15 protein-coding genes are annotated in these 14,926 nt (G+C 71.0%); 4 read left to right on the plus strand and 11 right to left on the minus strand.

Annotated elements, in window-relative coordinates:
* Positions 1-24 precede the first annotated feature (24 nt).
* Positions 25-837 carry a hypothetical protein gene (locus AB0959_RS30790; protein ID WP_366829917.1) on the minus strand — a complete coding sequence of 271 codons (813 nt, stop codon included), beginning with the start codon at positions 835-837 and terminating at the stop codon, positions 25-27.
* 186 nt (positions 838-1,023) lie between these two features.
* Between AB0959_RS30790 and AB0959_RS30795 the strand changes: the two genes are divergently transcribed.
* Positions 1,024-1,446 carry a hypothetical protein gene (locus AB0959_RS30795; RefSeq protein WP_366829918.1) on the plus strand — a complete coding sequence of 141 codons (423 nt, stop codon included), beginning with the start codon at positions 1,024-1,026 and terminating at the stop codon, positions 1,444-1,446.
* Between the two features lie 119 nt (positions 1,447-1,565).
* Here the strand turns inward: AB0959_RS30795 and AB0959_RS30800 are convergent, their stop codons facing one another.
* The 3 genes from AB0959_RS30800 to AB0959_RS30810 form a co-directional block, all read right to left on the minus strand.
* Complete coding sequence (locus AB0959_RS30800) at positions 1,566-2,015, minus strand: hypothetical protein (protein ID WP_366829919.1); 450 nt, start codon at positions 2,013-2,015, stop codon at positions 1,566-1,568.
* Positions 2,016-2,146: 131 nt separating this feature from the next.
* Positions 2,147-3,040, minus strand: coding sequence for a hypothetical protein (locus AB0959_RS30805; protein WP_366829920.1), 894 nt, complete (start codon positions 3,038-3,040; stop codon positions 2,147-2,149).
* 286 nt (positions 3,041-3,326) lie between these two features.
* Complete coding sequence (locus AB0959_RS30810) at positions 3,327-4,619, minus strand: helix-turn-helix transcriptional regulator (RefSeq protein ID WP_366829921.1); 1,293 nt, start codon at positions 4,617-4,619, stop codon at positions 3,327-3,329.
* Positions 4,620-4,809: 190 nt separating this feature from the next.
* On the opposite strand from AB0959_RS30810, the gene AB0959_RS30815 reads away from it, so the two are divergent.
* Both AB0959_RS30815 and AB0959_RS30820 read left to right on the plus strand, forming a co-directional pair.
* On the plus strand, positions 4,810-5,277 hold the full coding sequence (locus AB0959_RS30815; RefSeq protein WP_366829922.1) for a hypothetical protein: 468 nt from the start codon (positions 4,810-4,812) through the stop codon (positions 5,275-5,277).
* Positions 5,278-5,396: 119 nt separating this feature from the next.
* Positions 5,397-6,089 (plus strand): class I SAM-dependent methyltransferase, encoded by a 693-nt coding sequence (locus AB0959_RS30820; protein WP_366829923.1) that lies wholly within the window; start codon positions 5,397-5,399, stop codon positions 6,087-6,089.
* A gap of 138 nt (positions 6,090-6,227) precedes the next feature.
* Here the strand turns inward: AB0959_RS30820 and AB0959_RS30825 are convergent, their stop codons facing one another.
* The 7 genes from AB0959_RS30825 to AB0959_RS30855 all read right to left on the minus strand — a co-directional run bounded on the left by AB0959_RS30825 (position 6,228) and on the right by AB0959_RS30855 (position 13,723).
* Positions 6,228-7,259, minus strand: a complete 1,032-nt coding sequence (locus tag AB0959_RS30825; protein ID WP_366829924.1) for a DUF3800 domain-containing protein — start codon at positions 7,257-7,259, stop codon at positions 6,228-6,230.
* Between the two features lie 206 nt (positions 7,260-7,465).
* Entirely contained in the window at positions 7,466-7,657 is a 192-nt protein-coding gene (locus AB0959_RS30830; protein ID WP_366829925.1) for a hypothetical protein, read from the minus strand.
* Positions 7,658-8,347: 690 nt separating this feature from the next.
* On the minus strand, positions 8,348-8,629 hold the full coding sequence (locus AB0959_RS30835; RefSeq protein WP_167529865.1) for a hypothetical protein: 282 nt from the start codon (positions 8,627-8,629) through the stop codon (positions 8,348-8,350).
* Positions 8,626-9,573, minus strand: coding sequence for a hypothetical protein (locus AB0959_RS30840; protein ID WP_366829926.1), 948 nt, complete (start codon positions 9,571-9,573; stop codon positions 8,626-8,628). The genes AB0959_RS30835 and AB0959_RS30840 overlap by 4 nt, the downstream gene beginning before the upstream one ends.
* Positions 9,574-9,853: 280 nt before the next feature.
* Positions 9,854-10,375 carry a hypothetical protein gene (locus tag AB0959_RS30845; protein ID WP_366829927.1) on the minus strand — a complete coding sequence of 174 codons (522 nt, stop codon included), beginning with the start codon at positions 10,373-10,375 and terminating at the stop codon, positions 9,854-9,856.
* On the minus strand, positions 10,372-12,510 hold the full coding sequence (locus tag AB0959_RS30850) for a hypothetical protein (RefSeq protein ID WP_366829928.1): 2,139 nt from the start codon (positions 12,508-12,510) through the stop codon (positions 10,372-10,374). Before AB0959_RS30850 ends, AB0959_RS30845 begins: the two co-directional genes overlap by 4 nt.
* Positions 12,511-13,030: 520 nt before the next feature.
* Entirely contained in the window at positions 13,031-13,723 is a 693-nt protein-coding gene (locus AB0959_RS30855) for a hypothetical protein (RefSeq protein ID WP_366829929.1), read from the minus strand.
* 517 nt (positions 13,724-14,240) lie between these two features.
* On the opposite strand from AB0959_RS30855, the gene AB0959_RS30860 reads away from it, so the two are divergent.
* Positions 14,241-14,408, plus strand: coding sequence for a hypothetical protein (locus tag AB0959_RS30860; protein ID WP_366829931.1), 168 nt, complete (start codon positions 14,241-14,243; stop codon positions 14,406-14,408).
* The last annotated feature ends 518 nt before the right edge of the window (positions 14,409-14,926 follow it).

The raw sequence follows: 14,926 nt of genomic DNA on the forward strand, positions 1-14,926 counted from the left end.
CCAAGCGGACCGCCCGCCGTGCCGTCAGCCGGATGCCTCCCACGCCGTGCTGAACAGTGCGCACTCGAGCAGGTCGGGGCTTGCATCGGACGACCAGCTGGCGCCTGCGGCCAGCTGGCGGGCGGCGGCGTGCAGGAAGGAGAGGTAGATCCCGTAGCGGTGGGGCGACCAGTTCCCGTCCGCCCACACCCAGGCGGCGATGGAGCCGTCCAGGTCGTGGCCGCTCTCTCGGCCGGCCGCAGCGGCCATCGACCGCAGGCGCCGGGACAGGACACGGTCGAGGATGAGCGGCCGCGGGCCGTGAGCGGGCGGCAGTGCTGTGCCGGCGAAGTACAGGAACTTGGTGAAGAAGGACGGCCCGAGCCCAGGGACCTGCCGGTGGAGCGCGGTGTAGGCCGCTTGTGAGCCGTGCTCGCGCAGCGCGGTGACCGCACACGCCAGCGCCGCATCCAGGCCCTCGACGGCCAGGATCTTTCCAAGGGTGGCCGGTCCGCTGCCGCCGGGGGTGCCCCGCTTGCCCTTACCCCACACGTAGGTCGCGACCAGGGCCTCCCTGAAGGCCTCACGCCGCAGCGCGTCGGCGACGGCCGAGGTCACCTCCGCCCGGCTGATTGCGGCATCACCGTCGGCGGAGGTGATGGCCAGCACCGACGGCCACGGAGCGGTCTGCGCCCACCGGCTGGGGGTGTAGCGGACCGTGTGCGCACCCGGCGTGCCGTCTGCGTAGACCAGTGCGTTCTCCTTCCACCAGCGGCCCAGCGCCCGCACGGCAGCATCGGGCAGCAGGCGTACGGCCATTTCCCGGTCCACCGCGTCGGCGCGGTCTTGTCTGTTCACCCTTCACCCCCAAGACGCTTCCTCTGACAGGTCACCAGCCGCACCGCTGTCTGTGTCAGGTGCTGGTCCATCGGCGCCCGATTCCCGCGCGGTCGGCCCCCGGCCCAGGCTCACCAGTGTCCTTTACGGGAGCGGCCCGGAAGAACCACATTGCGCTAGAAGCATTTTTTTGCGATCGTCGTAATCATGGATTTGATCGGTGACCTCGCAGCCATCCGCGTCCCCCTGCCGCAGCCCGGTGACGTCACACCGGAGGAGCTCTACCCCGACGCTTTCGAAGAGGCCGAACAGGCCCGTGAGAACTACGCGTTCGCCCTCGAAGCCCAGTGCGACAGCCTGCAGGAAGACCCCCTGCTGATCGCTCTCGGCAACGCCCGCGCCGCCCGCGAGGCCGCCGACAGAGAGATCCGCCATCTCCTCGCCTACGGCCGGGAGTTCCACGGTGACCGCCCCTACAAGCTCGAACCCCTCGCCCAGGCCAGCGGCATGACGCCCTCCGGCATCCGCACCGCCTACGGCAGCAGCGAGATCGAGACCGTCGCCCGCGAGATCGGCCGTACGCCCGACAGTCGCCGCGCCCGCCCCCCGGCCGCACCGGAGCCCTCATGACCCATTACCCCGAGCCCGCTCCACCGGATGAAGTCCGCCCGCCTGGCCGCGGAAGACAAGGCGCCGGCGGGAGTGCTCCCAGGTGAGGTGGTCCAGGCCCCGGTGTGCAGGGCTTGCAGCTACATGGCGGCGTCATCCTGGCGGGTGCCGTCGCCTGACCGGGCTTCGGCGTCGAGTCGGTCGGCGGCCTCGGCGAGTTGGCGGGCGCTGTCCCTGAGCAGGCCCCAGTCGTGGTTGTGGGCTGCCTGGATGCAGGCGGCGAGATGAACCTGCAGCGGGGTGTCCGCGTCGGCGGGATGCTCCTTTGCCAGGGTGTGCTGCTCCGTCCCGGCCGGGGGCGCCACCGTGGGGGAGTCCTGGCGTGCGGTGCGGCGTTGCTCGGCGGCGCGGATGGATTCCCGGAAGCGTTCGACCTCGCGCAGGCGCGCGGCCCGCGAGGCCTTGCCGCCCAGGGTGGTGGACTTGCGCGCGCGCTTTGACTTTTTGTCCTTCGGCCCGCCGTGGTCCCCGCTGGTGAGCTGTACGCGCTTGGCGGAGCCGTCCCGCCGCTGCCGTCCGCTGCTGGTCATGCTTCCACGCTACCCAGGGCATGCCCGAGCTGGTCATGCCTGCACCCGGGTTGATCATGGAATCCGTCCGCCGGGTGGAGCGGCTGACCGCCCCACCCCGCGGTCCGTACAGGCAGTGCCTGGCTGTTGGGTCATCGTCTGTGGTGGCGCCAGTGCTGGTGGACCTTGAGGACCTCGTAGCTCCATGCTGTCCGCTGCTGTGTGGTGTTCGTGCCGCAGGGCAGGCCGAGGTGTTCGGCGATGACGGGGAAGCGCGGGTGCATCTGCCGGTTGCCGGTGGTGACGAGGGCGGCCAGGAGTGGTTCTCCTTTCTGGCGGTCCTCGTCGACCAGCCACAGGATCACGGACTCGTCGTCGGGGTGGAGCCGGGGCAGACCGGGCAGGCGCTTGCGGATCAGGGGCCAGCTGGTGGTGGCGCCGGCCTTCGCGGTCTCCTCCAGCAGCGGCCGCAGGCCGGTCGCGATCTCGTACAGCTGCGCGGTGTCCAGCAGAACAGGCTGACCTGGACGAGAGGGTTGTTTGGCCGTGACTGTTATGGGGGTGGGCTGTGCAGCCGTCCGCGTGCGCGGGAACAGGGGCTTGCCCGGCCGGTCCTGCTGCTGCGAGGACCAGGCAGGCTTCCGCTTCTCCGTCCGGCCGGCAGACGTAGGCCGGGACGGTGCAGCGACGCTTAGGCCGGGACGCGATGTGACGGCTGGCGGGACGGATGACGCCTGGAGCCGTTCCGCCTCCTGCCACCGGCGGGAGGCGAGGATCTCCTTGTAGGACTGCAGGAGTGCCCGCTGCTGCCTGGTCTCGCTGGGCGGTGCTCCCGCCGCTTGCTGCCAGGCCAGCGCGTACAAGTCGGCCGCAGCCGCGACGGAGTGCCGGTCGATGGCCCGCTTCAGTTCTGTCAGCGTGTGGTTCAGCGTGCGGCGCACCGTGGCGATCTCCATCGCAGAGCGCGGCGCACGGCCGGTGGTACGGCGGCGGAAATCCGTCTGCCAGCCGGTGCCGCCGCTCAGGCGCACCCGATTCCTCGTCATGTTCACTCCCCCCTCAACGCCCCTTGGCACTCGGGGGCATCACGCGTGCGACTGCACGCCGCTGCGGCGTCCGGCCGTACATGAGAGCCCTGATTTACCCGGGGTTGGCTGTCGCCAATCCGCGCGGCTGTACGGGGCGAGGCGTCCCGTCGATGACGAGTAGAAGTGGCAGAGGTTCGCACCCTGGCCACTGAGCGAGGGGCCAGCCCCCCACACGCGTAAAGCCCATGGGCCGTACCGCCAGCGTTACGCACACGCCTTCACTCAAGTCTCCCTGAGGGCGGCGTCAGTCGGCCCGTGTCATTGCGGCGTGCAGTTCGCGTACGCCGCTGGTGCGCGGGTGCCGCTCGGCGAGCTCGGTGACGATGCGGCGGATCGCGGGCCGGTCTCGGACCTCGCCTGGGCTGGCCCGGTAGGCGTCCAGCAGTGCGCGGGCGGTCTGTTCGGGCCGCTGCCAGGCCCACCAGGCGCGCGCCATGTCGGTGCCAAGGCGGGCCTTGCGCTCGGCGGTCGGGAACTGCTCGGGTCGCAGGTTCTTCCCTGCGTCGAGTGCGGCGCCGGCGTCGCCGAGTGCCCAGTGCACGCCGACCGCGTACAGGTCGACTGCGGCCGGGCTGATGGCGAACAGCCGGCCGGGTGGAACGACCTGGGGCAGGCGGCGGGCGGCGCGGCGGGCCTCCTCGGCCATCGCCAGGGCCTCGGTGCGCTGGCTGGCCCGGGCGGCGGTGTAGGCCAGGGTACAGAGCATCTGTGCGTAGGCGGCGGCCGTGGCGTCGGTGCGCAGCCCGCTCGCCTCGAGGTCGTCGGCCGCCGAGGACATCAGGCGCTGAGCGGCGCCGTGCTGGTCCTGGTGGCGCAGCACGATGGCCAATTCCCGTGCTGCGGCCGCGGCTGCGAGCGGGGAGCCGGAGATCTCGGCCCAGGTGCGGGCGCGGTCCGCGGTGAGCCGAGCGCGGTCGTAGGAGCCGAGCTTGATGAGCATGGCGGAGGCGAGGCTGTACACGGCGGACAGCCGGGCCCGGTCGAGACTGCGGCGGGAAGCGGCGCCGTGATGCGCGTCGGCGATGAGGCCGGGCAGTACAGCCAGGAGCTGTGCGTGCGCGCCCCGGTCGTACAGTGCGCGGGCACCCGCCAGACGGCCGTCCAGCGGCCCGGCACCGGGCGGGGCGGGGGTGTCGGCCAGAGCGTCGTCCAGGCCCATCAGCAGGGCGGCGGGGCCTGCGGCCGCCGTGGCGGCGAGCAGCGTACGGCGGCGCATGGGGTCCTCCTCGGCGTCACGCTGACTGGCCGTCACTCTAGTGGCCGCCGTTGCTGTAGCGGGCGGTGGCGCGAGCGATGTCATGAGGATGTGTCCGGGCACGCCGACTTCTCGTGCGGCACGGTGCATCAGGGCCAGGTCGGCGATCCGGGTCCGGCGCTCCAGACGGGAGACGGTCGCGGGCGAGCAGCCGATCCGGTCCGCGAGCACGGCCAGCGTCCAGGCACGGCGCTGGCGTCCGATCCGGATGAGCGCGCCGGGGCGCCGCTGCGCGGCTAACTGCAGTGCTGTCGTGCTGTTCCAGAGCGGGTCAACGGGCACGTGTCCCTCCCACACCGCACAGACAGGGGGTCCTCCACGCTACGGGCGCCGGCCCGGCGGGTCGAGGCCGCTTGCACGACATGCAAACGCCGTGCACAGAACGAGAGTTGATCACCACGCAGCCGCTCCGCGCGGTGTGCTGGGCGCCACCGCCCCGCGCCGCGGGGCACCGTCCATCGAAAGGCACACCATGGCAACCACCGCCGCTGTTGCATCTTGGGCCGCCGACCCGACGACCGGCCCGGTCCGCTGCGCACGCGACGTCGTGCCAGCCGACCTGTGGGACAAGCAGGTCGGGCTCCTCATGCGGGACTACCCCTACGACTCGGTCATGGCCGCCCGGGTCCTCGGCCAGGGCTACGCCTACCTGCTGACCGCGATGAACCACCGGGGCGAGGGGCTGGGGCTGGCGCCCAGCAAGCTCGTCGACATCGGCGTCCACACGGTCATCCTGGACACCGTCGCGTACGCCGAGCTGTGCGAGAAGTTCAACGACGGACAGTTCCTGCACCACGTGCCGAAGGTGGACATGAAGAACGACGGCTCCGTGGTGAAGACGGCCCACATCGTCGCCGCCGACGGCTGGGAGGTCGACCTGCCGCTGTGGACGGACGCCGCCGACTGCGGCCCGTGCCACCCCGGCAACGACTCGCACTGACCGCCCCGCAACGGCGAGCTCCTCGGGCCCCGGCCGCACGGCCGGGGCCCGAGGGCAGGCCCGGGTGAGATTTCGGCGAACCGGCCCGCGGCCCGGTCGCGGCCGCCAGGATGGGCCGGGTGACCACCAGCACCGCAGACCTCTGGCACCACTACGGCCGCGCCCGCGCCACCAGTGACCGCACCGTTCCCGGCACCTTCTACTGGAGTTGGGGCCAGGACGCCGGGCCCGGCCCCGAGGTCCTCGGTGACCTGACCGGCCGCTGTGTGGGCGACCTCGGTGCCGGCGCAGCCCGGCAGGCAGCACACCTGGCGGTCCATCACCAGCCCGCCCAGGTCACCGCCATCGACGCCTCACCGGCCCAAACCGCCATGGCCACCGACCTGTACGCCCGCCTCGCGCCACGCCTGCGCATCGTGCAGTCCGACGCGGTGCCCCACCTGCAGGCGATGCCCGGCGCGTACGACGTGCTGTATAGCGTCTTCGGCGCTCTGGACTTCACCGATCCACGCGAACTGCTGCCGGCGGCTGCCGCCGCGCTCAAGCCGGGCGGGCGACTGGTGTTCGCAACCCTCGCCCACTACCTGAACGGGGCGCCCGCCCAGCCCGATGCCGTGGCCGCCGACATCCCGGCAAAGACACCGGACGGCGAAGCCACCACGATGCGCCGCTGGGTCCTCCAAGAGCACGTGTGGACCAAGCTGCTCGACGCGGCCGGATTCACCAACATCACAGTCGACGTGCTGCCTTCCGCCACCGGCGGGCCACGCACAGCCGACACACTGCTGGTGAGCGCGCACCACCCGTCCTAGAGCAGGGCCCCGCTCCGCCCCGGGACCTGGAGCTGAACGAGGAGAACGGCTACCGCTTCCAGCAGCAGAGGGCTGAGCGCCGTGTTGCTGCGATGGCGGCGGGTCGGAGGCGGCTGGCCAGTTACCTCTGCGGCGACGTCACCCTCCTTGAGTCCTGGACGCGCGCAGATCGACGGTCCCAGTCGGCCATACAGCGCCGATCACCCATGGCTTCACCAGGTCCGCCAGTTCCTCCGAGAACCGGTCACCGCCGCCGACTGCCAGGTGGGCGGCCCATTGCCGTACCGCACCTGCTGCCCAGTCCGCAATCTGGAGCTGGGGGTGGGATGTGCTGTCCGCGAAGTCGATCTGCACGGCCGGGAGCGGATCGTTGAAGCGGCCGGGGCGGGCGGGGTCCGGGAGGAGATGCGCCATGCGCAGCAGCGTCGCGTTCCGGTCGATCACCTTTGAGGTGTCATGGACGAGACGGAACCGCCCGACAGATTCTCCGAAGCTGGTGCAGAGGCAGTACAGCGCCGGCACCGCCGGGTCGAGGATGTCGCGCTGTTCGCCGGTCGCGAGGTCGGCGGCGGTCGCATCGGCCACCCCCCGGCAGCATTCCAGCAGCTCGATCCATCCGGCAAAGTTCGCGTGCTCCGCCGGGATCGACGCCTTGTAGGCGGCTATGGCGTTGAAGAGGTCGTCGGTCGCCACCCGCTGACGCACCCAGTCGACGAAGGCCTGAAGCATTCGGTGAAAGGCCGCAGCGTCGCCGAGGACCGGCCCGGCCATGCGCAGCAACTCGGCCAGAGCCAGACCGGCCTGGTCCTCATACAGGTTGAGACCGTCCGCGTCGGCCAGCGGCTCGACCAGAACATCGACCAGCTTGGTGACCACCATGAACCGCTTGTCCATCAGATAACTGCGAACGCTTCCCTCGCGCATACTCCCAAAGGCCCGCTTCAAGGCCCTCCGGCCCGCCGACGACCGGGCGAGAGAACCGTACTTGGGCTCACCCTGGGTGGGAGGAAGTTGGGACCGGACCTCATCTACGATCGACGCGGCCATCTCATCGGGCAGATGCACCCCAGCCAGCGTGAACACCGGCTGATGGGGATCGAGAAGGTTCTGCCCAGAGTTCGAGGACTCGTCGGCGTAGACGACAGGGAGCAGGTCGGAGGGAGTATTCACCCTCGGAGCATGCCGGGCAGACGGGCGGACGGCCACCAGAATTTCCTTCCTAAGCCCGTTCCGCCGTTGCCGGTGCCTCCTCGGACATCGACCAGAACTACGCCTGGCGTCAGGCGCAGCCCACGCGTGTGCGGCGGTGGACCAGGTGCATGCCGAGGACGAGCAGCAGTAGCCTGCCGATCTGCTCGAACCGTTCTTGGAGGGGGTCACGGAAAGAGGTGGGCCAGTTGCCCGGCCTCGGCGGCGAGGTCACCGCGCTCGGCAAGGTAGTCGGCCGTAGAGGCGCGGTGGACGGCCCGGGCCCGCTCCAGCATCGCGACGTTCACCTTTGCGTCCAGGGTGCGGCCCAGCGCGGCGCACAGAGCCTCGGCACGGGCTACAACCGCCTCGACGGTCATCGGTGCCTGCGCGGGCCCGAGCGCGCCCCCCGGCGCTCCTTCGCACCGCGGGTGGGCGAAGGGCTGCGGGCGTGCACGGAGTAGCCCGGCACGGCACCGCGCACCCAGGTACGGCCAGGCGGCGGCCGCAAGGGGTGCCGTGCGCCACGGGGACCTCGGCCGGCAGCTGCCCGCAGTGCGCGGCGTGTGCGCGGGTGGTGAGTCGGTAGGAGTCGTGCCGGGCTCGATGCTGCCGCCGAGATGAGGCGGTCGACGATGGCCGCGCAGAGGTGGGGTCGGTGAAGGTCCTGGTCCAGCCCGCGAACGGCTCATTGGAGGCGATGGAGACCTGTGGTACCGGGGTCCGGTCCCCCGGCACGGAGGAGGAGCTGACCAACCCTCTCCGCCGCTCTGGCGCCCCGACAGCCGCCGCTGCCCTGCTCGCTGTCAACCTCGACCATGCGTTCCTCGCGCCTGCAAGGCGGCTTTCCGCCCGGTCGCCGGCGCCCGCAGCCGGGAGGCCACCAGTGCCACTCGGGCAGCCGGGATGCGAGCGCCGCGCCGCCCGGGCGCGCCTCGCCGAGGTCGAGGCACGCGTCGTCGAGGCGACGGTCACGCACGCCCGGCACAAGCTGGGCCGGGTACAACGTGGTCGAGGCCCAGCTCGCGAGCGTTAGGCCCAGGGCGGGGTAGGCGCGGGGCGGGCCGCACTCACCCAGGCCGAGAAGGACCTCGCTGCCGTCCGGCAGCGAGGTCGGCCGGTGCGGAGGGCAGGGCACGGAGCCCGACGTCGTACGCCATCGCGCCTAGGGCGAGGACCACGAGCGGCCACACGAGGGGGGAGGCTGCCGGGATGGTGCCGTGGACCAGGGCCGCGCCGACGCTGCCGGTGCCGAGTGTGGCGGTGCAGGCCGGAACGTTGGGCAGGGCGATCCGCAGCACCACCTCCCGGCGCCGGGCCGGGCGGGCCGGGACGGGGTTGAGGGCGCTCATCGTCCGCTCACCATGCTCGTCTCGGCTTCCAGATAGCGGCTGGTGATGCGCGCAGCGAGCCCTTTCACTTTCCGGCGGACCTTCTCGCCCTGGCGCTTCGGCTGCGCAGCACCAGCGGCCATGGCCGCTTCAGCCCAGGTGGTGACCCCGGGGGTGGCGAGGGCGAGTGTCACGGCTCGCTCGGCAGGGGAGAGGGCCTCCAGGATCTCGGTCAGGCGCGGGTCATCGAAGCCGGCTTCGACTCCGGTGTCGGCGGCGGTCTGTGCGGGGACCAGGTCGTACAGGGTCAGCCCGTCGCCGAGCGGGGTGTCGAGCAGCAGCAGCCGCGCCTGGCCGGTCTTGCGGCGCCAGACCGGGGTGAGCTGCCGGTTGATGACCTTGGCCTCTGACTTCAGCTTCTTCAGGGCGTCAGGGGTGAGGTGACCTTGGTCGTAGAGAGGATCCGCCCAGTTGCCGAGCAAGGCGGTGGAGACCGGTTCATTCCATCCGCTCCACAGTCCCATCACCTCCGATCTGAAGGAGTGGATTGTGGATCCGTCGCCAGCGAGGGCGGCCTCGCGTGCGCTCAGCGCCTGGATCACGTCGGGGACCGGGATGTTCAAAGCCCGGAACCCGGACTCGATGGTCCGGTTGGCCGGGTGGCCGGCCTTGAGCACCGCCATGCCGGTGGTGGTGGTGATCATCATGGGAGGGGCGACACGGTCGAACGGCTCCGGCAGTCCGAACGTGCCGTCCAAGTCGAGAGCGACGCTCCCGTCCTCCCGGAGGGTCACGGTATCGCCGGTGTTCCCGCTCCAGTGGGCCGGGAACAAGGCCGTGACCGCCGCGCCGGTATGCGAGTCCCAGTTGAACTGGCTGATCCGCTCCGCCAAGTCGGTGTGGACAGAGCCGTCATCCTCGACCATGGTGTAACTGGGCGTAGGCGTCGGGTCTTCGGTGGCCATGAGCGTCTCCTTGTCGGGGAAAATCCTTCTCCTCTCGGTCCCGGCACGGGCCCGATCCGACAATGCACCTCGGATCCTTTTTGTGTCCTGCGTCACAGTGGCCCGGGTTGCTCGGAGCTCGCGGAGCCGGTCGACAGCCCTTGAAGCGTGGCCGCTCCCCGAGGGCTGCGGTTGTCCCCGGCTGGACGGGGACCGATTCCTGCGCACGTCCTGCGGCCGGTACAGCGGCCCGGGAGCTATGTACCCCGGGACCGCTGCACAGCACAGACCTCGATGACAGCTACGCCGTGTCCCGTACTGCACCGCCGGTGTCGGTGAACTGCGCCTGCTGGACGAGCCGGGAGACCAGTTCAGCAGGCGTCTGCGTGAGGTCGATGCGCGGGTGAGCGGATCCGTCCGCTGGGTTCAGCAACCGGGCTGTCCACCCCTCGGCGACGCGGACCCCCTCCAAGGAGATCCCCTCCGACAGCGGGAGCACGGTCAGCAGGCACCAGGACGTCCGCCGGGCCAGCCCGGCCGTGCGGTGGGCGTAGTGCTCGGCCAGCCGGTTGCCGACCGCGCCCGGGCCCTGGCGGCACACACTGCCCACGTACCGGCACCCGCGGCGGTTGTCCCACGCGACGTATACCGCGCAGCTCGCCGCCACCCGGCGGCGCACCACGGCCGGGCTGGCCCAGCACACCACCACCGGCGAGCCCCCGCGGCCCTCTGCGGTCGCGGGGACGTCGAGCACCGGGCCCAGCAGCCGCAGGACCGGCCGCAGCGCCTGGCCGATCGCCGCCGGCATCAGAGCCGTGCTCACTCGGCGTCCTCCTCGTCCCCGTCGATGTCCTCGTCGACCACGAAGATCGAGGGATCGGCCGGCCCGAACTTCGCGAGGATCCCCTCGAGCTGGCCCAGCTGCACCCGCAGCGCCTCGACGGCCTCGAAGGCGCCGAAGACCTGGTTGCCGCGCTTCTGGCTCATACGGGCCAGGGCCCGCCCGGCCTTGGCCGCGCCCTTGATGCCCTGCCCGAGAAGCCGGCGCTGGCGCGCGTCCTCGGCCTCCGGTTCCGCTGACGTGCCATCCGTCTTGGCCTTGGCCTCCGCGCGGTTCTTGGCGATGGTGGCCAGGGCGTGGGCCGGGTCGGCCGCGTGGACGAGGTCCCACTCGTAGTCGAGGATCTCCTGCACACCGGACTTGTCCAGCATGGGCTCGCCGTCGTGGACCACCACGCCCTCGACCTCGCGCTCCTGGGTGTGGAACAGCTTCGGCAGCACGGCCGGGTCGGCGGCGACATGGGCGACGGCGATAGAGTGCAGCATCCTCAGCCCGCCGGACGTCTTCGACAGCAGGTCCAGCAGCTTCACCGGCGTCGCCCGGAAGGGCGCCTTGCGGCTGTCGCGGTCGGTGCCCTCCTTCGATCCACGGTCCCGCGTGATGTACCCGTCGAGGATCGCGGCGGTCCCGCCCAGCACGATCAGCTCCGCCACGGCATCCTCCCCGCCGGCCAGGGCACGCTTGAGGACGTCGTCGAGCACCCCGAAGACGTCGTCGCCCTTGGTCAGCTCCCACGGCTGCTTCCACACCCCGTTGGTGATCGTGCCGCCGTTGCCGAAGGCCCGCAGCGGCTGCTCGATGCCCTCCTTGCTGCGGTAGGCCGACAGCGCCATGGGCGCCAGCCGCTCGCTGATCGGCTGCCGGCGGGCTTGGACCATCCCGAATTCCTGCTTGATCAGCCGGTTCATGGCGTCCGCGTGCGGCCCGGCGAGCACCGCGTGCTGGTGGACGGCAGTCGACCACAGCCGGTGCGCCGGCACCCCGAGCAGCTCGTGCATGGCCTGCGTACCCACCGTGCCCGACAGCACCCGGTGCACGTCCGGGGTGATCAGGCCCTCGCGCAGGGCGTGCCGGTAGACCCGCTGCATGCCCTGCGTGTTCTGCGCCCCCGGCGTCCAGGCGGTGACGCGGACGTGCAGGGTGGCCAGCAGGTCGTCCCGCGCCGCCACCAGGTCCGCCAGCGGCCCACCCCCGTCCGCCTGCGCGCCGACCACGACGGTGGCGGGGAAGGCCAGCGTGTGGCCCTCGCGCCGGGTCGCCTCGGTCAGCGTGGGAGCCGCCAGGTTCTTACGGGTCCGCGCCGTCAGCTCGCCCACCCGCCGCCGCGTGGCCGCCTGCTCCGCGCGGCTGCGCCCGCCGGACCGCTCGGTGGAACCGATGACGGAGGCGGTGCAGGCCGAGATCGCCTCCTCGATGTCGCCACCGGTGCGCGCCAGCCACATGCTCACCATCCGGCTGTTGCCGTCCCCCGCGACCAGGAAGGTGTCCTCGGTGCCGTCGTCGTAGACGACGCGCATTACGAACAGCGTCAGCGGCTCCTTCACGCCCTGCTGGAGCACACTCGAGGTGTAGACGTTCTCGCCCTTCTGGGCCTTGTACGTCTTGCGCATGCTCTCGGCGACCGCCTTGGCCAGCGCCTTGCGGTCCGGCATGTGCACCGTGAAGACCGCGAGCGGCTTGTCGGTCTTCGGATCGACCACGGTCTCGTACGCCGGCACCACCGACGAGGACGGCGCCACGTCCATGGCCGTGTGCAACTGATCCGCCCACCGCTGGTTGATGAAGTCCGGCAGGACGTCGAGGTCGAGGTAGCGGTAGTGCGGCGGGGTCGCGTACAGCATCCCGCCGACGACCGGCTTGGCCGTCAGCAGGTTGATCGGCTCACGGGCCACGAGTGCCTGCAGCCGCTCCGGGTCCACCGCACCCGAGGTCACGGCGTTCGCCGCGGCCTCGTCCAGCGAGACCTCGGGGTTCGCGAGCAGCTCCTTACGGGTGCCGCGGAGCTTGGTCACCAGCAGCGGGTCCGCGACCGGCTCGGGGCGGCGCAGCAGGGGAGGCAGGCCCTCGTCGGGCTCCTGCCCGTCCAGGCCGTCGAAGTCGTCGAACGAAGAAGTCACGATCTTGCCCTCCTGGGCATCGCGCGCAGCAGGAAACACCCGCGGGCAGGGCGTGAGCCACTGCCTCCACTGCGCGCCGTCCACAGGGGGGCGGCGAGCGCCGTCACGCTCCACCAGCGGCTCATGTCTCCGCGATGTCCCGTGCCGACCGGCGTTCCACGGTCCTAGGCGAGCTGCTGGTCAGTCGGATCCCCAGGGGACCGAACTCCCGTCGACGACGGGTGCCAGCCGCTCTTCATGCCTCAGTTCGAACCCTGCGGCATGCAGTTCCATGTAGCCAGAGCGGTGCGCAGCCGACGACAACGAACTCCGCCGGCTCCACCCAAGCCTACGCCCATCTCGACCTAAACCGGACTGACTTCAAGATGACGGCTCTCAACCAGGTAAATCCCCTGGTCAATTCGGCACAGCCAAGCCCAACACCAGTGTTGATCTACGCCACTTGCAGGGGCTAGTCATCCGACAGAACAGGCCCAGCGCGCTCTCGGCGAGCGTCCGGGTGCACGCCACCGCCTGACTCTCACCCGGCCGCGGTCTGTTCGCGCAGGGTGCGTATCCACGTCTCGCCGAAGCCGGCGGCGCCTGTGTCGTCGCCGGGGACCCGGAAGATGTACGGGTCGGCTGCGAGTTGCTCCATGAGCGCCTCGTACAGGTTGTCGAAGGGCGGTTCGAGGCAGACCGCCAGGGACTCGGCGAACTGGCCGGGGGAGGGGCTGACGGTGATGAGGTGGTCCAGGAAGGGGAACATGCCCCATTCGTCGATCCGCTGCCGCAGCGCGGCCTGCGCCGGTGTGTCCGGCATGAGCAGCCCGTGCATCACATACAGCCCGTAGAACCAGCGCAAGCCGAGTAGCACGGTCCGCGCCCGCACGAGCTCCTCGTCACTGGCCCGCTTCACCGGACCCACCGCATCCGCGTGCCGCTCCAACAGCCCCCAGTCCACCGGCGGTCCCTCGCCGCGCTCGGCCGCCCCCAGCATCCGCGCCCAGGCCTCGACCATCAGGCCGTACATGCCGAACGCGGCGAACGCCTCGGCCAGCGCGTCCGCCCCCACTTCTTCCACTCCCAGACCGATCGCCGCGACCACGTGCACCATGCTCCTGGAGTCCGGCCCCTCGGCCTCCACCGGCACGCCCTCGCCGGCTTCGAGTGCCGCGCGTACCAGGGCGGGGTTCGCCGCCCCGCGGCGCCACGAGCCAGTCCGCGGTCGCATACAGCGCGTCCTGCCCTTCCTCACCCGTCCCGGCCGCGCTGCGAGCGAACTCCACCAGCCGGTGCGACACCGACCTTTCCAGCACCCAGACGAGAGCCCGACGCACGGCGCCGATGGGGGCTCCGGCACCTGAACCGCCCCCGGCCGCACGCCCATTCCGGCCTCGGCGAACCACTCCAGCACAGCGAGCCGACGGTCTCGTCCCTGTCGAAGATGCCGCACCAGCGCCGCGGCGCTCTCCACCACCACCGACCCCTGCCCGCGCCCGAGCCCGCGGCGCCGGTGACGCGGCAGCAACCCCGCCCGTCGCCAGCTCTCCAACTGGCTGGCCGTCACCACCACCTCCCGCGCGGCAAGTTCGCGGATCACCCCCAGATCGGCCGGACTCGGCGCTCCTCGTGCCATGCCCACCATTACAACCCCGAGAAGCGCAATTCTCTGCGGATCTGCAGCTCTGGCTCACTGGTCCCAGCACCACAGCCCGTGCTGCCGCGCCCTGCCCGAACGGACACCCGCCATGCCGAAGAAGAACCGCGCCCCCTCCACCGCCCCGCACCAGAATCACGTGACGCCCGACCCTGTCTCGTGGCGGCGCCTCGTCTCCATAGCGCTCCTCACTGGAGCCGTCCGCCACATCGGTGCCCTCCTGGCCGGCCTCGCAGTGACCTGGTGGCAGCACGACTGACACCCGCCCGAGCACGAAAAGGAACTCAATGTCTTGCAGCCGACCCCAACTGACATCACCTCACCCACCCGGACACACCCCGCCTCCGCAACCTTCAGTCCAAGGAGGCACACACCTTGAAACCGGATTCATTAAAAATTCTGGAACGAAGGAAACAGCCAGCTAAGCACCCCGGCCACACCGCTTCGTAGCCAGCCGCCCGCGCATGCGGGCCGGGTCCGGGAGCGCAGCGGACGGACCCCCAGGCTCCTTCCAGGAGCGAAGCGACGAAGGAGCCGCCGGCTCGGAGCGTCAGCGGAGAGCCGGAGGGCACCAGCCCAAACTCCGGATACAGCGAAAGTTCTGACGGAAGGAAACAAGGCTCGGAGGGCAGCGCAGAGCCCAACTCCCCGCACCGCGGGGAGTCCCCACTTCGGTTTCGGTTCCCGCGCGCAGCGCGGGGCTTCACTCCAACTTCCGCGCGCAGCGCGGAAGTTCTCTCAGAGCCTGCGCAGCAGGCTCTTACCCGCGGAGCGGGT

This window comes from Streptomyces sp. NPDC046862, from assembly GCF_040704615.1.
Classification (GTDB): domain Bacteria; phylum Actinomycetota; class Actinomycetes; order Streptomycetales; family Streptomycetaceae; genus Streptomyces.